Genomic DNA, 23,622 nt, shown 5'->3' with positions numbered 1-23,622 from the left:
CGACAGCCACCACTGCCTGCATAACCTCTGACGCCGGGCCGAAGCGGGATTACCGCCGGCCTTCGCTGCGCATTTCGGCCAGCGCACGGATCGCATCCCTTTGCCCGGTCTCGCCGAGCGCCTCGAACAGCCGCAGCGCATCGCCGCGCATGCCGAGATTCTTGTAGGCATAGGCGCGCAACACCATCAGGTCGGTCGGTTCGGCGTGCAGCTGGCTGCGCTGATCGAGAAAGGCGATCGTCTCACGATAGCGCTTGGCGCGGAAACTGCTGACGGCGCGATCGCCGAGAATGGCGACCTGCAGTTCGGCGCCGCGGCGCTGATCGAGCGTCGCCCTGGTCGCGGCGACCGCGGCATCGCTGGTCAGCCCGACACGCAGATAGGCAAGGCTCTGGCCGTAGGCCGCATCGCTCTTCGTGCGTCCCTCGCCCGCAAGCGCCACCTCGAAGGCCTGCGCGGCCTCCATTGGCCGATTGCGCTCCATCAGGCACCAGCCGAGCGCAAGCGCGGTGGCCGGGGCAAGGCCGGCCGGATTGCGGGTGCTGCGGCAATCGGCCGTAACGGCCGGCGCCGTGTTCGCGCGCCGTACCGTGCGCACCTCGCGCTGCCGGCGCACGGCAACCTCTTCGACGAGCGGACGGGTCGTCACGCGCTCGCTGGTCCGGGCAAGACGGGGCTGCTTGCCGACGACGGTGCGCACTGTTCCGCCGTCCATCGCCTCGCCTTCACCGAGCCGCGCGATGCGTTCGGACCGCCCGGCCCAGGCCTGCTTCAGCGCCGCAAGGCCGGTCTCGTCCTCAAGCCGCAGACGCGCCACGCCGAGACCATAGGCGGCAGGCTCGTCATCCTTCTTCCATTCCAGCACCTGGGAGAACCACTCCGCCGCGGTCGTCGGCTGGTCCATCACCAGCGCATACCAGCCGAACTGCTCGCCTGTCTCGGGGTGTTTCTCTTCCAGCGTCACCTGCGCGATGCGGCCAAGCACCTTGGCGTCGAGCTTCGGTGGCGGATCGAGCGCAAGCAGATTGGCGGTGGCGGCAAGATAGGTTTGCCTCGCCTGATCGGAACTGGTGCGCCAGGCATACATCACGTCTTCGGCTTCTCCCGGCATCTTGCGGGCGAGCAGGATGAGCGCGAGGCCCTGCGCGGCGGAGGCAGAATCCTCGACGGCGCGCGCCTTGCGGAAGAACGGCTCGGCAATCGCATTCTCGTCGCGGCGCAGGTGATACCACCCCAGCAGCAGCGCATCGGAGGCGAGCCCCTCGTCGGCGACCAGCTTCTCGACGAGCTTCAGATAGGCCGGCGCGACGGTGATCGTCGCATCCTCGTCACCTTCCCCCACGAAGCGGCGCGCAAGATCGCTGCGGACCGCGTCGAATTCCTTGATTCCGTCAGCCCCGACGCGCTCGCGCGACAGCAGGTCCTGCATGTCCTGGTAGGCCAGCAGCGTGGAGGCCTTCTGCATCGTCGCCACCCGCACCGGCGCATCGGTGCAATTGTCGAGCATGTAGCCATAGGCATCCTTGGCGCGCTGCTTGCGATCGGTCCTGGCGAAGGCTTCCGCGACGCGCCACAGCACGTCGGCGTCCGAGCAGGTGAGCAGGCTGGGCGTCTCGGCGCCGAGGCGCACGACATCTTCGCTCTTGCCGGCATTGGAGGCGGCGATCAATTCGGCGCGCTTTTCCGCCACATCGAGCCGCTCGACGAGATCGGACGGCGGCATCCATTGCGGATCCTCCTGCTGGCGCTTGGTGATCGCAGCCCGGACATCGGCATAGCGCGATTGGCTGTAGAGCGCCCACATCGCCTCCAGTTGCTTGTCCTCGTTGACGGGAACGGCAAGGGGATTTTCCGGCGGGGTCCAGGTGGGATAGAGCGAGCGCAGGCGGGCGATCTCGGCATTCAGCCGGGCAATATCGCCGCGTGCAGCGAAGTAGCGGAGCGCGCTCTCGTCGACGACGGTGCTGCGCTCCGTCGTATCGACGGCGGACGTCCCGTTCGTCTGCGCCGTATCGGTCTGGGCAATCTCGAACCCTGTCTGGCGGGCACCTGCGCCAGGCGCATCGTCGGTGCTGCCGGTCGTCACGCCGCCCGCGCCCGCGCCAAGGCGCGGCAGGCCCTTAATAAGGCCATCGGGCAGGCCGAAAGACAGGCCGGCGACACCGGCCGCGCCGGCAGAGGCGAGGACGAGCGCCATGAGGACCGACTTCATGCCGAACTTCCTTCGGTTTACATCAACCATGCGGCCCTCCCCGGCACGACGCGCTATGGAAACGCCGTGCAACGGCCGGGAGAAGCCAACCCGCTGCGATAAGACCGCGATAGGGTTAACCATTGGTAAATGGCCGCTGCCAGTGTTCGGGGGGGCCATGCTCAGCTCGAACGGCCGAAGCGGCGCAAAAGCCCGGATGTCGCAATGCCGAGCAGGATCGACAGGACGCAGAAAACGACCGCATAGGCAAGGATGTTGGACGACAGCCAGTTGGCCGCGATCAGCCGGAGATTGGCAAAGCTCCAGGGCTGGGTCACGACGAAACGCGTGCTGCTGACCGCCCGTGTATCGAGCGTTTCCGTGTCCTTGCTTTCGAGCGTTGCATAACCGTCGAGCTGCTGCCAGCCGGCCTCCTGCGCCAGAGCATCCATGCCGGCGCGCAGGTCCGCGCCCGTGGGCGCCGACACGACCGTCCAGACGGCGGTGCGCTCCGGGCTGTCGCCCTGCGCCACGAGCAGGCGCGCCGTGTCGTCGGGCGACACCGGCGCCTCCTCGCCCGGCAGCAGCCGGAGCGAGGAGAGCGAGATATCGAATGTATCCTGGAGCCAGGTCTCGAAGGCCGAAATCTGGCCACGCCAGGAACCGCCGCGCACCCGCAGCTGCCATTCATCGAGCGCGTCCTGCGTTGCGCCCTGCCCGGCCGCACCGTCGGCAGCGCTGCCCCAGCTCGATGCGCTTTCACCCGCGATATGCGTCTGGCCGAGCACCAGGGGCGGCAGCTGCGAGATCGTGCCGACGAGGATGGCGTCCCGCTCGCCGATGGCGAGTGCGGACGCTTCCGGGCGCACCTGCAGGGCCCGCCCGCTCGCGACTGCCATCTTGCCGAGGAAGGTCGCGCTGGTCGACAGCGTGTCCTTGTCGAGCCGGTCGAGATAGAGCGCGATGGGGTTGACCGCCCGCGAATAGGGAAAGCCCGTGCCCGACAGCGCGGCAAGATTGGGCAATTGCGCAACGCGCGCGAAACGCGGCATGCGGAATTCGGATGTGTCGAAGAGCGCGAAACGCGGCTCCTGAAGGGCGCTGGCGCCAGGCGCGCAGACCTTGTCGGCCGCCGTCATCACGACGGTCTCGATATCGATCCGGTTCGGCCCCGGCCGGAAATGCCGCATGGTCACGCGGATCGGCAGATGACGGAAAATGCCGCCGTTGCGACTGGTGATCGGCACCGTCGAGGCGATGTTGCCGTTGACATAGATGTCGATATGGCTGCCCGGCTGCACCTCGGCCGAATAGGCCGCATCGAGCAACAGCGTCGCTTCGCCATAGGCCCCGGCATAGAAATCCGAGGGCACACCGATGTCGAAGCCGGTGCGGAAGCGGCGGCCGCTGAATTCGGCGGTGCGCACGCCGAGCGAGGCGAGCTTCAGCGCCGTCTCGCCGGCCAGCAACGGCATCTCGGCGGCATTGCGCTGGCGCACGCTGAGCGCTTCGCGTGTCACGCCGAGCGGCCGGTCGATGGGCGCGACCATGCCTTCGACCGCGGCCTCGATGGACGGCCAGTCCGGCCCGCTGACGACGAAGATCTTGTGATCGCCCGAGGGCGCATCGACGAAGGTCGCGACCGCCGAACCGCGCGCGGCGGCCGGGAGGTTCGACAGGAGCGGCGCCAGATCGCCGGCTGTGCCCAGCATCACCTGCAATTCGCCAGCCGCGCCCTTTGCGGGCAGCGCCTCGACCACATCGAAGACCTGGTTCGGCATCTTCGCCATCAGGGCAAGCCCCTGGCTCAGCCGCATCAGCGCATTGGTGGCGGCCGGCTGACCCATTTCGGGCACAACCATGGTGAATTTCGTCCGGCCGGTCGGGCCGAGACCGATGGCGGCGATATCGTCGGTCGTCAACAGACGCCCGCTGTCGTCGCGCGGCACGCTCAGATAGGTGCGTGTGGAATCGAGCGCGGTCCACAGGTCATAGGTCGAGCGGATCGTGCAGTCCGTTCGGTGGCGCTGCACGACATTGAACGTGACCCGGTTGACGCCCGGACGGAGCAGCTTCGCCGGCAGATCGAAATGCACGTCCTTCGTCCCTTCGGGCGACTGGACGGGCATTTCTCCGACCGTGACGTCATTGACCACGACGGTGAGGCTCGAGACCTCGGGCGCGACGACCACGGCATTGGAATAGCCGAGGTGAAGCGTGGTCCCGGCCGCCGCCTGCTGCGGCGTGAGATAGACCGGAAAGGAACGGCTCGCGGCCTCCCCTTCGAGCATCAGCGACGATGCCGGAATGATGTAGCGCCGCATGGCGGCGTCGGCGACGGCCGCCGCCTTCTCCGGCACCCTGGTCTCCACGGCGGGCGTGTCGCCGCCGGCTGCCGGCTTCGTCTCCGTCGACGGTCCGCGCTCGCCCGACATGTCGAAGGGCGTCGCCTGCTGCGCAAGGGCTGTGGATGCGGTAAACGCGAAAACGAGGCCGACGAGCGCGGCCATGGCGGCAGGGCCTTTCACGATGCCGCCTCCCCCTTGCGCCCGCCGCCGAAGCTGCGCAGGAAGTAGATGAGGCCACGGCTGGTCTGGTAGACGGCGATGCCGAGGAACCACAGCGTGCCCCGGAGGAGACCGGGATTGCGGCGTCGCGACACCTGGAAATCGCTCCACTGGCTGGAATTGGCGAAGATCAGGTCGGCGACGAGGGAATGGTGACGCGCCACCTCCGGCACGAAGCGGCAGCCGACAGCAACCACATTGTCGAGATTCTCGATGTTGCGCACGTCGACGGGCAAGGATTCCTCCCCCGCCGCGCCTGACAGCGCGAAGCGCAGATAGGCCCGCGTGCCGGTCGCGACCTCCGCCTCCAGACCGTAGACCTGCACGCGCGCGCCGTTGGCCGAGACGTTCTCCAGCGTCGAGGGATAGTCACGCCCCTCGATGACGAAGGTGCAGCGCCGCTTGACCGTGACGCGCCGGCTTGCCGCCCGCTCGCTGCGCTCGGAGACGACGCCGAGCGCGCAGCCGGCGATGACGAGGTTGAGCAGGTTCCACGCACCGACCACGAAGGTGACATCCGCCTTGTAGGGCTCGGAATAGAACCGGTAGATGCTCATCAGGAAGGCGACGAAGAGGACGCCGAAGATGACGAAGAACGGCCGGCTGATCTCGGAAAGCCGCGCCACCTTGATCGATTCGTCCTTCGCGGTAACCTTGAAGGTCGGCTTGGTGGGATTGAGCATGACCGAAACGACGGCGGGCAGCAGATGCACGCTCTGCACATATTCGTAGAGTTCGGAAATCCACGGCCAGCGGAACGAGCCGTAGAGATAGTTCTGCATCATCAGGTTCACGAGCATGTAGGCGAGCGTATAGGCCAGGAACTCGCCGCCGGAGGCCGTGAAGATCTCGAGATCGAAGAAGAGGTAGAAGAGCGGCGCAACGAGGAAGATCGTGCGCGGAAACGGGAACAGCCAAAACAGCATGGACGACATGTAGCAGAGCCGCTGCGGCAGCGAGAGCCCGCGCTTGAACAGCGGAAAGCGGAAGCGCAGGATCTGCATCATGCCCTGCGCCCAGCGGCTGCGCTGGCCGATGAAGCTGGCGAACGTGGCCGGTTGCAGGCCGGCGATCAAGGGCTTGTCGACATAGACGCTGTTCCAGCCACGCGAATGCAGCGCCAGCGCCGTCTCGCAGTCCTCGGTGATCGAAAGACCGGAAAAGCCGCCCGCCTCGTTGAGCGCCGTGCGCCTGAGCACCGCCGCCGAACCGCAGAAGAAGGCCGCGTTCCATTTGTCGAGGCCGCGCTGGATGATGCCGTAGAACATCTCGTTCTCGCTCGGCATGGTCTCGAAGGTGCGCAGGTTGCGTTCCAGCGGATCGGGGTTGAGGAAGAAATGCGGCGTCTGGACGAGGAAAAGCTTGGGATCGTCGGAGAAGTAACCGACCGTCTCGCGCAGGAAATCGCGCGCCGGGGCATGGTCGGCATCGAAGACGGCGATCAGGTCGCCGGTGGAATGCTGCATGCCGTTGTTCATGTTGCCGGCCTTGGCGTGCTCGTTGCGCGCCCGCGTCAGGTAGCGCGCGCCGAGATCCTCGCAGAGCGCCTGAAGGTCGCGGTAGCGCGCCTCCGCCGTCTGCGCCTCGATGACGGCGGCGGCGTTGCGCTTCTGCTCGGTGCCGCCGTCGTCGAGCAGCCAGACGGTCACCTTGTCGGCGGGATAGTCCATGGCCCTGGCGGCGGCGAGCGTGTTGGCGAGGAGCCCGATATCCTCGTTGTAACTCGGCACGAAGACATCGACCGACGGGAGCTTACCGTCGGCGGCCGTACGGGTCTTGCGCGGCGGCAGCGGCATGGCCACGACGAAGAGGCTGAGCGCCAGCATCATCACGCTGTACATCTCGGCGAGGTAGAGCAGGAAACCGGGAATGAAGTTTTCCAGCTGGTTGAGCGGCGGCAGCGTGCTGGTCGTGCGCCAGTAGACGTAGCGCAGCACGACGGCGGTGCCGAAGGCCAGCGCGATCAGACGCCAGATGCCGTCCGCGCGCAACACCTTGATGATCGCCATGAAGGTGACCACTGCCATGCTGGCGATCAGCTGGGTCTGCAGGTTGATCGGCAGTGTAATGACGAGGATCACGAGGGCAGAAACGAGCGCCCACAGGATGATCGTGCCGGTATGCCTCATGCGCCGTCCTTCGCCATCATAGCGTTGTAGCCCGGACCTTACCCACCATTATGTTAAGAAAAAATTAGGATGTCCGGGCGTTTTCTCAATTACAGGTTGCCGAGCCGGCAGTCCCAGTAACGCAGACGGGTGACGGCACAACGATCGTGTCCTCCCCGGAGGTCGTCGCCGTTGCACCGCCCGAGGGCGAAGGCACGACGACCACATCCTTGGCCGCGACCTGTTCCTTGCGCTGCACCGCCGGTCGTCCTTCCGTCACCCGCCGGGTGACGGGCGCCTTGCTGACCGTGTCGACAGTGACGGCCGTATGCCGCGGTTCTTCGATCGCGACGCGCAGCGGTTTGCCGCCGCCGATCTCGGCATCGACAGACGCCGGCCGGCCATAGGGGTTCCACGTCGTGCCGGCAAATCCGCCGGTGACCGTATAACCGTACATCAGCTCGACCAGCTCCTTCTCGCCGGCGCCCGCCTTGCAGACGCGCAGGCGGATCTGCAGCATTCCAGAGCTGTTCATATGGTTGCGCTCGGCCTCGTCCGAGCGGATCTGCTGCCAGCCGTAAAGGCAGCCGTCATTGCCCGCGCCCGGCCCATAGGCATAGCCGAAGGGACCGTAGGTGTTGCGCACGAAATTGCTGGAGATCGTCAGCCGCCGGCCGGGGAAATAGCGGCTGATTTCCGCCTGGATCGCCGCATGGCGCACCGGCTTGAAGGCAAGCGCGCCGGCCGGCAGGGCAACCGTTTCGGCCGGACCGAAGGCCTGGATGCTGATGAAATTCTGCCCCGAGGTCGAGGCCGAGGTGGACAGCGCCACCTGCTGTTCGATCGCATTGGTATATTGCCGCTGGATCACACTGACGATGGAGAGCGTGCCCGGTGCCGGCACCACGAGCGCGCTGGCCGCCGAGACGGTCGACGAAAGCGTCGCGACGCCCGCGCCCGGTCGTGCCGTGCAACCGCTTGCGGCCGCTGCCAACGCCACGAGCAGAAAGCCCACCCCGGACACGCCGCCGCCACGGCCTGAAAAACGAATCGCTGCCGAATCATCCATGCCCAAGTCATATTTCGACCGGCGCCGGATGGAAATTACAAGAACCCACCACACGGCCGCCGCCCTTCGGCCTTGCCCGGCGGCCCCCATCCGGCTCCATCCCGCAAGCGGCGCGGCGCGTTGCCGATCCGACTGTCGAAACCGTCCAGGTGCCGAGAGCGGCCTTACCGTGCCGCTTTCAGCCAGAACGACATGGGCTTCTCCGTCTCCCGTTCTTCATCGATATCCTGCCAGGCCAGCAGGAGGCGCAGGTCCGCCCGATGCGCATAACCGCGCCTGCCCCAGAAGTCGTCGAGCGGCATGTAGTCGGCCGGGCGCATCGGATGATCCTTCGGCCGTTCCACGGCGCAGAAGGCGCACCAGTCGAAGCGCCCCAGGCGGCGCGCATAGGCTTCGCGCTCCTCGAAGAAGCGCACGCCGAGCCCCCTGCCCCGGTAGGAAGAAAGCAGCACGGACTCTCCGAAATAGAAAACCGTCTCCGGCGCGATGCCGCCGGCGGCGAAAGGCGCCCTGAAGACCGCGGAGGCATCCGTCATCGGCACGCCCGTCGACGCGCCGACAATCCGCCCCTCCTCGATGGCGAGCACGAAGAGGCTTTCCGGCGATTGCGCATAGGTCGCCAGATACGACGCCTCATAGGCCTCGCTGCCCTCGTAGAGATAGGGAAAGGCGCGAAAGACTTCGGTGCGAAGGCGCGCGAGATCCGCGATATGCGGGGTAACGGCCTCTCCCTGGACGATCTCTATCTGCATGATCCGTGAATGTTCCCAAAGGCTTGAACAATGTTATAAGGGCAGCGCCCAGAAGCAACGATATGAGGGATGACATGCCGGCAAAAGAGACGATCCGCGCCTATTATGATGCTTTCAACAGGCAGGACATGGAGGCCTTCTTCGATCTCTTGCATGACGATGTCGTCCACGACATCAACCAGGGCGGCCGGCAGGTCGGCAAGGACGCCTTCCGCGATTTCATGGCGCACATGAATCGCTCCTACCGCGAGACCCTGACGGACATCGTCGTCCTGTCGAACGACGACGGTACGCGCGGCGCGGCCGAATTCGTCGTCAATGGCCAGTACCTCGCCACCGACGAAGGCCTGCCGGAAGCCAATGGCCAGACCTATGTGCTGCCCGCCGGCGCCTTCTTCGAGATCCGTGACGGCAAGGTCGCGCGCATCTCCAACACCTACAATCTCAACGACTGGATCGCTCAGGTCGGCGCCTGACCGGCCGACAGCTTCGACGCATCCAGCACATCGAGGATGCGCTTGACCATCGGCTGGGGCCGGTAGCCGAGCTTCGACGGCGTCAGTCCCAGCCGGATCACCGCAAGCCCGCGGGAGGGGAGAATGGCGACCGTCTGGCCGTCATGCCCCTGCATCCAGAACGCCTCCTCCGGCAGACCGTAATCCGCGTCTTTCTTGTCCCCGGGACCGTTCGTCCAGGTCTGCATCTGACCATAGGCCCCGCCGGATGCCGTCGTCGGCGTCGCCATGGCGGTCACGAAGCCCGCGGGCAGCAGCCGGTTCCCCTTCCAGATACCGTCGTTCAACAACAAGAGCGAGAAGCGTGCCCAGTCGCGCGCCGTCGCATACATGTAGGACGAGCCGACGAAGATGCCGGTTTCGTCCGGCTCCATCACCGCGCTCGCCATGCCGAGCGGCGAAAACAGCGCCCGCGACGGGAAGGACAGCGCCTGCGCCCGCCCGCCGAGCGCGCCCATCCAGATGCGGGAGAGCAGCACACCGGTGCCGCTGGAATAGTTGAATTTCTCGCCGGGATTGGCTTCCAGCGGCAGCGACAGGACGAAGCGCGTCATGTCGGGCTCGAGAAAGAGCATGCGCGTCACATCGGCGACGCTGCCGTAACTCTCGTTGAAGGCAAGTCCGCTTTCCATGGCGAGGAGCTGCGCCAGCGTGATGGACGCGCGCGCATCGCCGCGCCATTCGGGAAACAGGTTGTTCATGGCGGGCGAGAGCGCCCCCACCTGCATCAGCCGTCCGACCAGTGCGGCATTGACCGATTTGGTCATCGACCAGCCGAGCAGCGGCGTGGCGGCGGAAAAACCGGCACCATAGGTTTCGGCGACGATGCGGCCGTCCTTCACCACGACGACGGCGCGCATGCCCGGCCCGGTCAGCGTGGGGTCGGCCAAGAGCGCGGCGACCGCCGCATCCGGCGTCACCGCCTCGCCATCCGGCCAGGCCAGGCTCGCATCGCCCGCCGGGATTTCCGGCAGCGGCACGTCCGAAACCGCCTGCTGCGCCGCGCGGAAGTCGCCGTCCGGCACGCTGGAGCAGCCGAACCCGTCGTGCCATGCGGCATGCCCCGGCGCGAAGAGGCCGAGAAGGCGCGTCGTCACCGTCTTCTCGGTCATGTCGACGTCCTGACGCATGAGCTTCAGCAGCGGATGGCCGAGCGCCTGAACGTCCTCGGCAAGCACGGCATCGGCATTGCGACCGGCGATGAACACATTGGAGCAGACGATCTTGGCGGCATAGCCGGAGCCGACGCTGAGCAGGGCCGGCGGCGATACGATGATCCAGCTTGCCCCCACCACCACGATGAGGACAAGGAGGGAAAGCACCCAAGCGGCCAGCCTGTAGAATCGTCTCATCGCGGCCTCTCCTTCCAGTCTCCGAGACAATCAGGATTTGGTTGTCATGGAAAGGCTTTTCGCGCGCTCAGGCCGAAAGCCTGTCGGCGGGCCGCACGAGGAAAGCCGGCACGTCGGGCGCGGCCACGGGGCCGGAGATGAGGTAGCCCTGGGCCTCGGAGGCGCCGCGCTGGCGGATGAAGTCGAGCTGGCTTTCCGATTCTATGCCCTCCACCGTCGTCGTCACCTGGAAAGTCTGACCGAGCTTGAGGATGATATCGACGAGGTCGGCGTCGCGCTTGCTCTCCATCATCGCCCGGGCGAAGGACCGGTCGATCTTCAACTGGTCGATGGGAAAGGCCCGCAGGTTGTTGATCGAGGAAAAGCCGATGCCGAAATCGTCGAGCGCGACGCGCACGCCATGCTCGCGCAGCTCCCCGAGGCTTTCGCGGATCACCTTCTCGTCGACGGAAAACACCGATTCCGTCACCTCGACGGTGAGGCGTCCGGGCGCAAGGCCGGCCTCGGCGAGGCAGGTCTTCACATAATCCACGAAGGCGCGGTCCTTGAACTGGTCGCCGACGACATTGACCGCGACGCCCGCCGGCGCCGGCCAGGTCGCCGCCTCGCGGCAGGCTTCCCGCACCACCCAGTTGCCGAGCGGCAGGATGAGCCCGGTCTTTTCGGCGGCGGGGATGAAGACGTCGGGCATGATCCGCCCCTTCTCCGGATGCCGCCAGCGCAGAAGCGCCTCGAAGCCGCGCACCGCACGGCTCTCGACACCGACGATGGGCTGGTATTCCAGGAAGAATTCGTTCGCCGCGAGCGCCCGCGCAAGATCGTGCTCGATGGCCGCGCGCGCCTGCACGCGCGCCGCCAGCGCCGCATCGAAGAAACGGAAGCCGCTGCCATGGGTTTCCTTGGCTTCGTAAAGCGCAAGGTCCGCGCGCTTCAAAAGCTCGGACATGGTCGTGTCGCCCGGCTCCATGAAGGTGACGCCGATGCTGCAGCCACTCGCCACGCGGCCATGCCGAAGTTCGAACGGCGCCTCGAAAAGCTCGCAGACCGTGCGGCAGGCATTCTCGACCTTGCCCTGCGAGGGGCGCCCCGGGATCGTCACGACGAATTCGTCGCCACCGAGACGGTAGACCCGCGCCGTCGCCGAAAGGGCGCTGCGCAGCCGCTCGCCGATGGCCGACAGCAACTGGTCGCCGGCATCGTGGCCAAGGCTGTCATTGACGAACTTGAAGCGGTCGAGGTCGATGAGCAACAAAGCGAGCCGGCTGCTGGCCTCCGCCTCCACGACGGCCTGGATATCGCGCTCGAGGCAGAAGCGATTGGCCAGTCCCGTCAGCCGGTCATGATGGGCCTCGTGCGTCAGCAACTGCTCGGTCTGGCGGCGCTGGGTGAGTTCGTCGACGAGCTGCGCCTTGGACCGGCCGATCTGGTAGAAGCCGACGCCAAAGAAGATCGGCATCAGGGCGAGCGCGGTGGCGGTGGGCGCTGAAAAACCGAAAAGACTTGCCTGCGCGCTATCGCGCAGCAGTTGGTCGGCGCCAAGACAAATGGTGGGAAGGAAAGCTCCGAAGATCGATCCCGCCAGCGCATAGCGCTGCTCGATCCTCGGCAACAAGGTTTTCAACATCATGTAACCCTAAACCGTTGTTATCATGACAACAGGGTGGTCCCGGCCGCAACCGGCCCGAGGGATGTTCTAGCCGACAAAGAATGACAGAGTGTTAAGCGAGTGTTGGCGTTCGCTCCCAAGATTCAGGGGGGCGTTTTCTTGGGAACCCTGGCTCCGTCCGCGCGTTAGGTCGCTTGTTGTCATTCGCGTGCGGGGCTTCGCGCGAGTATCGAGTGGGAAGGACCATCACATGAAATCCACGATCTTCGGTGCCACCGCCATCCTCGTCGCCGCGGGCACCCTGCCAACCCTTGCAGCCGACATGGCCATCGCCGAGCCGCCCGTCGAAACCCCGATCACCGAGGTGGCCGGCGTCTACGACTGGGGCGGTTTCTATGTCGGTGTGAACACCGGCTACGCCTGGACGGGCGTCGATTATTCCGACGGCGTCACCGCCCTCAACCGCGACCTCGGCGGCTTCGCGCTCGGCGCCTTTGCCGGCTATAATTTCTTCAACGATGGCTGGGTGTACGGCGTTGAAGCCGACATCAAGCGCGACTTCAACGACGAACGCTTTCCGGCCGGCGGCACGACGCTGGAAACGGAAACGACCTGGGGCGGCTCCGTCCGCGCGCGTCTCGGTTATGCCATCGACCGCACGCTGATCTACGGCACCGGCGGCTACGCCTTCACGCATGCGCGCCTGGAGGACGTGAACACCGGCGCCAATGAAAGTGACACGCTGCATGGGTGGACGATCGGTGCCGGTGTCGAGCACGCCTTCACCGACAACATGGCGGGGCGAGTCGAATATCGCTACAGCGACTACAGCAAGTCCGACGTGTTCAACGCGGCCGGCGTCGACGGCGATATCGATTCGCATTCGATCATGGTCGGTGTGAGCATGAAGTTCTGACGGCAGGCCGGAGCGCACCCTCGCTCCGGCTTAACCGCGCGCTAACCGTAATTTTACGAAAATACGCGATAGGTCGAGGACCCGTCTCGCGCGCTCCCCTTTACGGCCCGGTCCATTCGAGGCAGGATTGGTAAACGCGCAACAACGGGACCTCCATGCGTCGGCTCCTTCTGGCACTTCTGCCCCTCGCCCTTCTCGCCACGTCCTGTTCCACCACCGATTACGACCTCGTGTCCACGGCTTCCGTTCCGCGCTTCGAGGACAAGGACCCGCAGGATTTCGGCGCGCGCAGCCCGCATCGCCATCAGGTGCACGGCATCGACGTGTCCAAATGGAACGGCGATATCGACTGGGCGACGGTGAAGAAGAGTGGCGTCTCCTTCGCCTTCCTGAAGGCGACCGAGGGAACGGACCGGATCGACAGCCGCTTTGCCGACTACTGGCGTGGCGCGCGCGCCGCCGGTCTCGCCCATGCGCCCTATCACTTCTACTATTTCTGCTCGACCGCGGATGCGCAGGCCGACTGGTTCATTGCCAACGTGCCGAAGGAGGCCGTGCAGCTTCCGCCGGTGCTGGATGCGGAATGGAACCCCGCCTCGCCGACCTGCAAGCTGCGCCCGCCGCCGGACGAGGTGCGCACCGCCCTGCAGCGTTTCATGGACCGCCTCGAAGCGCATTACGGCAAGCGACCGATCATCTACACGACCGTCGATTTCCATCGCGACAACCTCGTCGGCCATTTCGACAAATACCATTTCTGGCTGCGAGCGGTCGCCGAGCATCCGGAAAACATCTACGCGACGCGCAAGTGGGCCTTCTGGCAATACACGTCGACGGGCGTCATTCCGGGCATTTCCGGCGACACGGATATCAACGTCTTCGCGGGCTCCGCGAAGAACTGGAACACGTGGGTCGCCTCGGTTTCCCGCTGATTGCGACAACAGTCTGTGAGAAAGGGTGACAGCACGCCGCGGTTGCCTTTTTCTTCTTGCTTCCGTCACATTCATCTGAGACAGCCGGGGCAACCGAGACAGCGGGCAACGGGCCCAAGGAGCAGTAAGATGCGGCAAACCCTGAAGACGACACTTGTGGCGAGCTTCGCGGCCTTCCTCTTCGCCGGCGGCGCACACGCCCAGACGGCAGCAGCCTGCGGCGGCGACTTCGACGCCTTCCTTCAGGGTGTGAAGGCCGAGGCGCTGACGCGCGGCGTTTCCGCCGATGTCGCCGACAAGGCCCTTGCCGGTGCCGCAATCGACCAGAAGGTCCTGTCGCGTGACCGCGCCCAGGGCGTCTTCCGCCAGACCTTCCTCGAATTCTCCAAGCGCACGGTCAGCCAGTCGCGCCTCGATATCGGCCGCAAGAAGCTGACGGACCTCGCCCCGGTCTTCGCCCGCGCCGAGCAGGAGTTCGGCGTGCCCGGTCCGATCATCGCCGCCTTCTGGGCGATGGAAACCGACTTCGGCGCCGTGCAGGGCGATTTCAACACCCGCAACGCGCTGGTCACGCTCTCGCATGACTGCCGCCGCCCGGAACTCTTCCGCAAGCAGCTTCTCGCCGCCGTCGAGATGGTCGGCCATGGCGACCTCGACCCGAACGGCACGACGGGCGCCTGGGCCGGCGAGATCGGTCAGGTGCAGATGCTGCCGAAGGACATCATCGAATTCGGCGTGGACGGCGATGGCGACGGCCATATCAACGTCAAGCAGAGTTCGCCGGACGCGATCCTGACCGCCGCGAAGTTCATCCAGCATCTCGGCTTCACCAAGGGCCAGCCCTGGATCCAGGAAGTCTCCGTGCCGGACGTCCTGCCCTTCGAGAAGACCGGCCTGCAGCCGGGCATGAAGGCGGGCGACTGGTTCGCGCTCGGCGTCAAGCCGCGCGACGGCGACACGTCCTTCGGCAATCTCGAAGCCTCGCTCGTGCTGCCGCAGGGCCGCAAGGGCCCGGCCTTCATGACCTACCCGAACTTCAACATCTATCTCGAGTGGAACCAGTCCTTCATCTACACGACGTCGGCCGCCTATTTCGCGACGCGCCTTGCCGGCGCTCCGCCCTATGAGCGCGGCGCGCCGGAGGAAGGTCTTTCCGAAGACGGCATGAAGCAGCTCCAGACCAAGCTGCAGGGCCTTGGCCATGATGTCGGCAAGATCGACGGCATCCTCGGCTCCGGTACGCGCGCGGCAATCCAGAAGGAACAGCTGCGCCTCGGCCTTCCGGCCGACGGCTGGGCGACGCAGGCCCTGCTCTCCGCCCTCTGACGGAAATCGGGTGGCCCCCGGCCACCCCGGTGCTATAGGTCCTTGAAGACCTGAAGCGGCGCATGCCCGGTCGAACCGGACATGCGCCGTTTGCTTTTGCGCGGCGGCAAGGAAAGAGCGATGCAGCAGACGGCGACCACCACACGCATGAGCGCACAGACCTGGGGCCTGCTGGCGCTCCTCGGCATGATCTGGGGCGGCTCCTTCTTCTTCGCCCGCGTCGCCGTTGCCCATGTACCGCCGGCAACTCTCGTGCTGCTGCGCGTCGGCATCGCCGCCCTCGCCCTGCACATCTATATTGCCGGACGCTTCGGCATCTATCCGACGCTGCGCGCCCGCTGGCGGGAGTTCCTGCTGCTCGGCCTCATCAACAATGCCGTCCCGCACATGCTGATCTTCCTCGGCCAGACGCAGATCGGCGCGGGTCTCGCCTCCATCCTCAACGCGACGACGCCGATCTTCACCGTGCTCATCGCCAACCGCATGACAGCGGACGAAAAACTCTCCCCGGAAAAGGTCGCCGGCTGCCTCATCGGCCTGGCCGGCACGGCGGTCCTCATCGGCCCGCGTGCCCTCGCGCCCTTCACCGGCGACGGCGGCCCGCCGCTCTGGGCCGTCCTGTTGCCGGTTCTGGCCGCCGTTTCCTATGGCCTCGCCGCGACCTACGGCAAGCGCTTCCGCGGCGTCGCGCCGCCCGTCACCGCCGCCGGCCAGTTGACGGCCTCGACGCTGCTGATGCTGCCTGTTTCCTTCAGCCTCGATACGCCCTGGCAGCTTGCCCTGCCGCCGCTGCCGGCGATCCTCGCCGTGCTGGCGCTGGCGCTGCTGTCCACGGCCTACGGCTATATCCTGTTCTTCCGGATCATGGCGGCGGCCGGCGCCACCAACACCTCGCTCGTCACCCTGCTGGTGCCGCCAAGCGCGATTCTCGCCGGCATGCTCTTCCTCGGCGAACGGCTGACGCCGCTCGGCCTTGCCGGCATGGCGCTGGTGCTTCTGGGGCTCGTGGTGCTCGACGGGCGTGTTTTCGCCCGCTTCCGCAGCGCCTGAAGAGGCTGGAACAAAGCCGCAGCCTGCCCGTTTCTCAAGGCGTCCGCCTCAATGCGGGCCCGACTTATGCCACAATGGTAAATGCACAATGCCGGCATTCGTCATTTGGTAGGGATTGTGAATTTTTTGTGGCATGCGCAATAAGGGAGAAAATACAGGAAGTTAGCACTGTGAATAACCATCCGGCGAAGCCGTGATGTTGCAACGCAGCAACAAAACACCTTTCCAACCCGCTTTTTTCGGTCGTAATATTGGATCGTAAACGCAAGGAGGTCAGCCATGGGACTCACACATTCCTTGAATGTTCTGGTGATCAGTGCCGCGTTCCTCTTCGTCGCAACGATGATCTTCATCTGAGGGCGACACAGCGCAAAGGAAGGGCAAGGGACAAAAGCAAGAAACCCTGCCCACACGAATTCGAAAAACGCATGGCCCCGGAGACGGCGCCATGCGTTTTCATTTTCAGGTTCTGCCGGTGAAGCCTCAGGCCGCCGCGCCTGCCGCCTGGCTCCGGCCGATCCGCGCGAAGCCCACGCCGTCGCACACCGCCGAAACCAGCGTGGCGCGGTTCATCGTGTAGAAATGGAATTCGTTGATGCCGCGGGCGATCAGGTCCTCCACCTGGCGGATCGCCAGTTCGACGGCGACGGCGGCACGCTCCTGCGGCCGGTCGTCGAAGGGCGAGAGGCGGTCGGCGAGCCAGCCGGGCACCGTGGCGCCGCAGAGACCGGCGAATTTCTGGACCTGTCCGAGATTGTGCACCGGCAGGATGCCCGGCACGACGGGAATGTCGATGCCCGCCTTGCGCACACGCTCCAGGTAGCGCTCGAAATCGTCGTTCTCGAAGAAGAACTGCGTCAGCGCGCGCGTCGCGCCGGCGTCCACCTTGCGCTTCAGCATGTCGATGTCTGCGGCCACGTCCGGGCTCTGGGGATGCTTTTCCGGATAGGCGGAGACGGAAACCTCAAAATCGCCGAGACCGCGCAGGCCAGCGGCCAGTTCCGCCGCATTGGCATAGCCGCCGGGATGCGGCTGGTAGGCCGTGCCGACGCCGCCCGGCGGGTCGCCGCGCAACGCCACGAAATGCTTGACCCCGACCGCCTGGAATTCGGCGACGACGGCGTGGACCTCCTCCTTGGTCGCGCCGACGCAGGTGAGGTGCGACGCCGTCGGCAGGCCCATGGAAAGAAGGTGGCGGACCGTCGCCAGCGTCGGCGCCTTGGTCGACCCGCCCGCGCCATAGGTGACCGACATGAAGCCCGGATCATAGGCCGAAAGCTCGGCGGCCGTTTCCCAGAGCTGGCTTTCGGCCTCCGCGGATTTCGGCGGGAAGAACTCGAAAGACAGACGGATGTCCTTGTGGGCTCGGATGGCGGTCGCCGGCTTCATGTCAACTCCTCCTGCGGATCGCGATAGGGTCGGCCGCCCGCTCGCGCTGGTCGCGGGCAAGCCAGATGGTCACGGTGAGCGCATCGGCGGCCGAATGCGCGGGCTTGAGATCGACGACCTCTTCGACGGAAAGCCCCGCCTTCTCCAGCCATTCGCAAAGCGTCTGGTGCGAGAAGCCGAGGCGGATATGGGCGTGCTCGTCGCGCAGGTGCTCCAGCGCGTGCGGGGCAAGATCGATGATGGCAAGCCGGCCGCCGGGGGCCAGCATGCGCGCCGCCTCCGCGACCGCCGCTTCCGGCTCGTCGAGGAAGTGTAGAACCTGGTGGATCGTCACGACATCGAACTCGTCGCGTTCCAGCGGCAGGTTGAAAATGTCGCCATGGCGGATCGAGGCCTTGGTGATGCCCGCGCGGTCGAGATTGGCGCGCGCCACCGCCAGCATGTCACGGCTGGCGTCGACGCCGACGCCGCGTCGGTAAAGGCCCTCGAAGAGCTGGAGGATGCGGCCGGTGCCGGTGCCGAGGTCCAGGAAGCCGTCGACCGGCTCGGTGCCGATCATCGCGGCAAGCCGCGCCTCGACCTCCGCCTCGCTGACATGCAGGCGCCGCACGGCATCCCACTCCGCCGCGTTGCGGCTGAAATAAGCCTGCGCCTTCTCGGCGCGGATCTTCTTGAGCACGCGCAGCCGTTCGTCGTCGCGGGCGAAGACCGCATCGGTCGGCTCGGCCGCATCGAGTAGCTGCCGGGCAAGCGCGACGGCGGGGCCGCCCTGGCTCAGCCGGAAGAAGGCCCAGGCGCCTTCTTGGTAGCGATCGACCAGCGCGGCTTCGGCAAGCAGCTTCAGGTGACGCGAGATGCGCGGCTGAGACTGGCCGAGAATGTCCGTGAGGTCTGTCACCGTCAGGTCGCCATGCGACAGGAGCGCGAGCAGGCGAAGGCGCGTCGGTTCGCCCGCCGCCTTCAGGATCTCCACGATGTCGTCCAGTCCGAGTTTTTGCGTGTCGCCCATGATCTTTCCAATCAAGACATAAAGATATGTTTATGTGATTAACTTGCGTCGCGCAAGAGCCAATCCGTGTCGCGATCTTCCCATCAACAGCGGCAAAGAAAAACCCCGGCGAACCGGGGTTTTGATAGGCGTCGCGGGGCGGCATGCGGCGGATGCCCGCCACTGGCCCGCTTCGGGGCGTTGCATCGCTCAGCGCGTCAGGCGCTTGTAAGTCACGCGCTTCGGGTTGACGGCGTCCGCGCCGAGGCGACGGATCTTGTCCTTCTCGTAATCCTCGAAGTTGCCCTCGAACCACTCGACATGGCTGTCGCCCTCGAAGGCGAGGATGTGGGTGGCGAGGCGGTCGAGGAACATGCGGTCGTGCGAGATGATGACGGCGCAGCCGGCAAAGTTTTCCAGCGCGTCTTCAAGCGCCGCCAGCGTTTCCGTATCGAGGTCGTTGGTCGGTTCGTCGAGCAGGATGACGTTGTAGCCGCCCTTCAGCATCTTGGCGAGGTGCACGCGGTTGCGCTGGCCGCCCGAGAGCGTGCCGACCTTCTGCTGCTGATCGCCGCCCTTGAAGTTGAAGGCGCCGCAATAGGCGCGGCTGTTGACTTCATGCTTGCCGAGCTTGAGCACGTCGTTGCCGCCGGAGATTTCCTCCCACACGGTCTTGTCGCCGCCGAGCGCATCGCGGCTCTGGTCGACATAACCGAGATCGACCGTCTCGCCGACGGTGATCGAGCCCGAATCCGGCGTTTCCTGGCCGGTGATCATGCGGAACAGCGTGGTCTTGCCGGCGCCGTTCGGACCGATGACGCCGACGATGCCGCCGGGCGGCAGCTTGAAGGTGAGGTTCTCGATGAGAACGCGGTCGCCATAGGCCTTGGTGAGGTTTTCCGCCTCGATGACCGTGTTGCCGAGGCGTTCGCCGACCGGAATAACGATCTGCGCATCGCCGGGACGGCGGTCCGCCGCGGCCTTGACCAGCTCGTCATAGGCCCGGATACGCGCCTTGGACTTGGCCTGGCGCGCCTTGGGCGAAGAGGCGATCCATTCCTGCTCGCGCGACAGCGCCTTCTGGCGGGCGCCCTCTTCGCGCTCTTCCTGCGCCATGCGCTTGGACTTCGACTGCAGATAGGCCGAATAGTTGCCCTCGTAGGGAATGCCTCGGCCGCGGTCGAGTTCGAGGATCCAGCCGGTGACATTGTCGAGGAAGTAGCGGTCGTGGGTGATCATCAGCACGGAGCCGGGATATTCGCGCAGGTGCTTTTCCAGCCAGGCGATCGTCTCGGCGTCGAGATGGTTGGTCGGTTCGTCGAGCAGCAGGAGATCGGGCTGGGCGAGCAGCAGCTTGCAGAGCGCGACGCGGCGCTTTTCACCGCCCGACAGGCTTTCGACACCGGCATCGCCCGGCGGGCAGCGCAGCGCGTCCATCGCCATCTCGACCTGGCTTTCGAGGTCCCAGAGGTTCTGGCTGTCGATGATGTCCTGGAGCTTCGCGCCCTCTTCCGCCGTCTCGTCGGAATAGTTCATCATCAGTTCGTTGTAGCGGTCGAGGATCGCCTTCTTCGGCGCGACACCTTCCATGACGTTCTCGAGCACGGTCTTCGAGGCGTCGAGCTGCGGCTCCTGCGGCAGGTAGCCGAGGGTCGCGCCTTCGGCAAGCCAGGCTTCGCCCGTGAATTCCTTGTCGAGGCCGGCCATGATGCGCAGCACGGTCGACTTACCCGCGCCGTTCGGGCCGAGGATACCGATCTTGGCATCCGGGTAGAAGGACAGGTGGATATTCTCGAGGATCTTCTTGTTGCCGTAGGCCTTGTTGAGCCCCGACATGTGATAGATGAACTGACGTGCCATGAAAACGCGCTCCGGATCGGACAAATTTGCCCGCTATGTAGGCGAATTCTACGCCCGCGGCAATCTGCGAAAGCCGCGGGCGAAGGCGTTTGTCAGCCGGCTTGCGCCGTCCCCGTCAAACCTTCCGTGCAGCGCGATTTCGTCGGCGACGATGCATCGATCAGGGTGGCAAGCGTGCCCTCGCCGCTCGCCACGCCAATGGTGAGCCCGATCACGATGGCCTTGTCGTCCACCTTGCGGCAGGTGAGCCGCACGCGCTCCCCGGCACCGGCACCGAAGGCCGTATCGAAGGCGGCGCGCACTTCGGCGAGCGTCACCGTGCCGCCCGCCTTGTCGGCAAAGAGTGCCAATACCGGCGAGGCGTTCAACTGATCGAGCAGGTCGAGCGAGCGGCTGTAATAGGCCTCCGGCGAGGCCGCGACGCAACTGCCGCTGCGCAGCCATTGCTGCCGGTCGAGGCCGAGCCGCGCAGCCGGCATCGCCGCCAGCAGGCGCTCCTGCGTGGCCGAGGCGAGCGTGATGGCCGGCAGGTCCGTCCACTTGCCCTTGCGCGCCCGCTGCTGGAGATCGGCCTCGATGCCGCAATAGCTCTTGCGCGCCAGGAAGCGGCTGTGCAGCGAAAACCGGCTTGCGGCCGGCGACGCGGCGGAGAAGTCCGCGCAGCCGCCGCTTTTCGGCCGCGCGGCGCAATAGCCGGACTGCCAGCTGATGGAGAGGATCTCGCGGGCCGGACCGTCCACGGGCGCGGATTGGGCCAGGGCAAGCCCGGGCGCGAGAAGGAAGGAGATACAGGCGGCCAGAAAGGCCAAGGCAGCTTTCATGTTCATGGCGACCTCCGAATGGAACAAAGCAAGATCATTTACGGACTAAAACGGGAAAATTGCAACCCTGAATCTGAAAAATCGCGACATACGGGAGTAAATTTCAAAATACACGCCGCATCCCATTGTCTTTGCACGCCAAATCGCGTTGACCTCTGACAAACGGGAGGAATGGCCGTGTTTTCAGAGACAGAAACCCTGAAGAGCCCGAGCGGGGCGGCGCTGGCGCTACGGCACGAACCGGCGCGCGGCGAAGCACGGGGCATCCTCCTCGTCAGCCATGGACTTGCAGAGCACAGCGCGCGCTATGCCGCCTTTGCCGCGCGCATGGCCGCGGAAGGATTTCATGTCTATGCGCACGACCATCGCGGCCACGGCTTCACCACCGCGCCGGACGCCCCGCGCGGCCAGTTTGCGCCGCGAGACGGGATCGAGCGGGTGATCGCCGACATGCGCGCCGTACGCGACCACGCCGTCAGCCGCCACAAGGGCCTGCCGGTCGTGCTCTTCGGTCATTCCATGGGCGGGCTTTTGGCGCTCGCCTTCGCCGAGGCGCATCCGTCGGATATCGACGCGCTCGCCGTGTGGAACTCCAACCTAGAGCCGGGTCTCACCGGACGCCTCGCGCAGGTCGTGCTGGCGGGAGAACGCATGCTGAAGGGATCGGACGTGCCGAGCGGCATCCTGCCGAAGCTCACCTTCGCCGCCTGGGGCAAGTCCATTCCCGGCCACCGCACGGCCTTCGACTGGCTGTCGCACGAAGCCAGCGAGGTCGATGCCTATATCGCCGATCCGCTCTGCGGCTTCGACGTCAACGTCTCCATGTGGATCGACATCTTCGCCGTGACCTTCGCCGATGCCTCCATCGAAGGGCTGGCGCGGCTGCCGAAGACGCTGCCGGTCCATCTCGTCGGCGGCGACGAGGATCCGGCGACGGATCGCGGCCGGGCGACGCTGGCCTTTGCCGAACGACTGAAAAAATCGCGGCTTGAGGACGTGACCACGATCGTCTATCGCGGCATGCGACACGAAACGCTGAACGAAAGCCCGGCGCTGCGCGACCCCGCCATCGATGCCTTTGCCGGCTGGTGCAGGCGGGTCGTCGCCACGCGGCGCCCGGTCCCGGAACCCTCATGAACACGCAAGCCGCAACGCCCCTTCGCCAGGATGTCAGCCTCGGGCTTCTTCTCATGGTGCTTTCGGTGCTCGTCTCACCGATCATCGACATCTTCGCCAAGCTTGCCGTCACCACCGTGCCGGCGACCGAGATCGCCTGCGTGCGCCTCGTCTTCCAGATGCTGGTGCTGGGGCCGATCTGCCTTGTGCGCGGCACGCTGTTCAACGTGACCTGGAAGAAGATGGGCCTGCATGCCGCCCGTGGCCTGCTGATGGCCATCACCATGATCGCCTTCTTCACGCCGCTCGCGGTAATGGAGGTGGCGGACGCCATCGCCATCTTCTTCGTCGAGCCGATCATCCTCACCATTCTCGGCTCGATCGTCCTCAAGGAAACCATCGGCTGGCGGCGTTACACGGCCTGCGGCGTCGGCTTCTTCGGCTCCATGCTGGTCATCCAGCCGAGCCTGCAGGAGGTCGGCCCCATCGCACTCCTGCCCGTGGTCGCCGCCATTTCCATGGCGCTCTTCTACCTTCTGACGCGGCTTGTGGCGCAGAAGGAGGACCCCTGGTCCATGCAGCTTTATGCCGGCGCCTGGGGCGCGGTGTTCTCCGGCCTGCTGCTGGCCTTCGGCGGCAAGGCGGGCATCGCGATGCTGACGCCGGTCATGCCCGACATGGCGAACACGCTCTATATCGCCGGTGCGGCCGTCGCGGCCACCATTGCCGGCGTGCTCGGCGTCTATGCCTATCGCTCGGCTCCCGCCTCCACGCTCGCCCCGCTGCAATATCTGGAGATCGTTTCGGCCACGGTGCTCAGCTGGTGGGTGTTCGGCGACCTGCCGGACGCGCTGAAATGGCTCGGCATCGCCATCATCATCAGCTCGGGCCTCTACATCATCTGGCGCGAGCGGCAGATCGGCAAGACAGCCACCATCCCGCCGGTTTCGACGCCGGTCTGACAGGAGCGTAACCGGCCGGGCATCAAGTCAGTCTGAGGCGTCATGATGTCCCCGGCGCCTTGCGCTATCCTGCCCGGCGGCTTTTTGTTATCCAAGGCGAAA

General features: G+C 65.6%; 18 protein-coding genes. 7 read left to right on the top strand and 11 right to left on the bottom strand.

Annotation, left to right across the window (positions count from 1 at the left end; genetic code table 11):
• Positions 1 to 49: 49 nt before the first annotated feature.
• From V8U06_RS01375 to V8U06_RS01355, 5 genes are all read right to left on the bottom strand, one after another.
• A complete protein-coding gene (locus V8U06_RS01375; protein WP_427139192.1) occupies positions 50 to 2,212 on the bottom strand; it encodes a cellulose synthase in 2,163 nt (720 codons plus the stop codon).
• A gap of 161 nt (positions 2,213 to 2,373) precedes the next feature.
• Positions 2,374 to 4,719: a cellulose biosynthesis cyclic di-GMP-binding regulatory protein BcsB gene (locus tag V8U06_RS01370; protein ID WP_427139191.1), complete on the bottom strand. Its 2,346-nt coding sequence runs from the start codon at positions 4,717 to 4,719 to the stop codon at positions 2,374 to 2,376.
• Positions 4,716 to 6,887: a UDP-forming cellulose synthase catalytic subunit gene (bcsA, locus tag V8U06_RS01365; RefSeq protein ID WP_427139190.1), complete on the bottom strand. Its 2,172-nt coding sequence runs from the start codon at positions 6,885 to 6,887 to the stop codon at positions 4,716 to 4,718. The genes V8U06_RS01370 and bcsA overlap by 4 nt, the downstream gene beginning before the upstream one ends.
• An 85-nt stretch (positions 6,888 to 6,972) precedes the next feature.
• A complete protein-coding gene (gene bcsN, locus V8U06_RS01360) occupies positions 6,973 to 7,935 on the bottom strand; it encodes a cellulose biosynthesis protein BcsN (protein ID WP_427139189.1) in 963 nt (320 codons plus the stop codon).
• Positions 7,936 to 8,099: 164 nt separating this feature from the next.
• Positions 8,100 to 8,687 carry a GNAT family N-acetyltransferase gene (locus V8U06_RS01355; protein ID WP_427139188.1) on the bottom strand — a complete coding sequence of 196 codons (588 nt, stop codon included), beginning with the start codon at positions 8,685 to 8,687 and terminating at the stop codon, positions 8,100 to 8,102.
• 74 nt (positions 8,688 to 8,761) lie between these two features.
• Here V8U06_RS01355 and V8U06_RS01350 point away from each other — a divergent pair, with 74 nt between their 5' ends.
• The gene (locus V8U06_RS01350) at positions 8,762 to 9,163 is read left to right on the top strand and encodes a ketosteroid isomerase-related protein (RefSeq protein ID WP_427139187.1); all 402 of its coding nucleotides are present in this window, start codon (positions 8,762 to 8,764) and stop codon (positions 9,161 to 9,163) included.
• Here the strand turns inward: V8U06_RS01350 and V8U06_RS01345 are convergent.
• A complete protein-coding gene (locus V8U06_RS01345) occupies positions 9,148 to 10,554 on the bottom strand; it encodes a serine hydrolase domain-containing protein (RefSeq protein ID WP_427139186.1) in 1,407 nt (468 codons plus the stop codon). The two genes, V8U06_RS01350 and V8U06_RS01345, sit on opposite strands and share 16 nt — an antisense overlap.
• Before the next feature lie 67 nt (positions 10,555 to 10,621).
• Positions 10,622 to 12,181 (bottom strand): putative bifunctional diguanylate cyclase/phosphodiesterase, encoded by a 1,560-nt coding sequence (locus tag V8U06_RS01340; protein ID WP_427139185.1) that lies wholly within the window; start codon positions 12,179 to 12,181, stop codon positions 10,622 to 10,624.
• Between the two features lie 229 nt (positions 12,182 to 12,410).
• Between V8U06_RS01340 and V8U06_RS01335 the strand changes: the two genes are divergently transcribed.
• The 4 genes from V8U06_RS01335 to V8U06_RS01320 all read left to right on the top strand — a co-directional run bounded on the left by V8U06_RS01335 (position 12,411) and on the right by V8U06_RS01320 (position 16,384).
• On the top strand, positions 12,411 to 13,076 hold the full coding sequence (locus tag V8U06_RS01335; RefSeq protein ID WP_427139184.1) for an outer membrane protein: 666 nt from the start codon (positions 12,411 to 12,413) through the stop codon (positions 13,074 to 13,076).
• A gap of 155 nt (positions 13,077 to 13,231) precedes the next feature.
• Entirely contained in the window at positions 13,232 to 14,008 is a 777-nt protein-coding gene (locus tag V8U06_RS01330; protein WP_427139183.1) for a glycoside hydrolase family 25 protein, read from the top strand.
• 129 nt (positions 14,009 to 14,137) lie between these two features.
• Positions 14,138 to 15,334, top strand: a complete 1,197-nt coding sequence (locus V8U06_RS01325; RefSeq protein WP_226918483.1) for a lytic murein transglycosylase — start codon at positions 14,138 to 14,140, stop codon at positions 15,332 to 15,334.
• Between the two features lie 120 nt (positions 15,335 to 15,454).
• Positions 15,455 to 16,384 carry a DMT family transporter gene (locus tag V8U06_RS01320; RefSeq protein ID WP_427139182.1) on the top strand — a complete coding sequence of 310 codons (930 nt, stop codon included), beginning with the start codon at positions 15,455 to 15,457 and terminating at the stop codon, positions 16,382 to 16,384.
• A 483-nt stretch (positions 16,385 to 16,867) separates the two neighbouring features.
• Here V8U06_RS01320 and metF read toward each other — a convergent pair whose 3' ends face one another.
• From metF to V8U06_RS01300, 4 genes are all read right to left on the bottom strand, one after another.
• Positions 16,868 to 17,773, bottom strand: a complete 906-nt coding sequence (metF, locus tag V8U06_RS01315; RefSeq protein ID WP_427139181.1) for a methylenetetrahydrofolate reductase [NAD(P)H] — start codon at positions 17,771 to 17,773, stop codon at positions 16,868 to 16,870.
• Between the two features lies 1 nt (position 17,774).
• A complete protein-coding gene (locus V8U06_RS01310) occupies positions 17,775 to 18,782 on the bottom strand; it encodes an ArsR/SmtB family transcription factor (protein WP_427139180.1) in 1,008 nt (335 codons plus the stop codon).
• 189 nt (positions 18,783 to 18,971) lie between these two features.
• Positions 18,972 to 20,621 (bottom strand): energy-dependent translational throttle protein EttA, encoded by a 1,650-nt coding sequence (gene ettA / locus V8U06_RS01305; protein ID WP_226918479.1) that lies wholly within the window; start codon positions 20,619 to 20,621, stop codon positions 18,972 to 18,974.
• 92 nt (positions 20,622 to 20,713) lie between these two features.
• Positions 20,714 to 21,448 carry a ribonuclease gene (locus V8U06_RS01300; protein ID WP_427139179.1) on the bottom strand — a complete coding sequence of 245 codons (735 nt, stop codon included), beginning with the start codon at positions 21,446 to 21,448 and terminating at the stop codon, positions 20,714 to 20,716.
• A 171-nt stretch (positions 21,449 to 21,619) separates the two neighbouring features.
• Between V8U06_RS01300 and V8U06_RS01295 the strand changes: the two genes are divergently transcribed.
• Complete coding sequence (locus V8U06_RS01295; protein ID WP_427139178.1) at positions 21,620 to 22,579, top strand: alpha/beta fold hydrolase; 960 nt, start codon at positions 21,620 to 21,622, stop codon at positions 22,577 to 22,579.
• On the top strand, positions 22,576 to 23,520 hold the full coding sequence (locus V8U06_RS01290) for a DMT family transporter (protein ID WP_427139177.1): 945 nt from the start codon (positions 22,576 to 22,578) through the stop codon (positions 23,518 to 23,520). Before V8U06_RS01295 ends, V8U06_RS01290 begins: the two co-directional genes overlap by 4 nt.
• Positions 23,521 to 23,622 lie beyond the last annotated feature (102 nt).

Source organism: Shinella sp. G-2 (genome assembly GCF_050172695.1).
In the GTDB taxonomy this organism is placed as follows: domain Bacteria; phylum Pseudomonadota; class Alphaproteobacteria; order Rhizobiales; family Rhizobiaceae; genus Shinella.
This window is presented reverse-complemented; position numbering and strand designations above follow the sequence as displayed.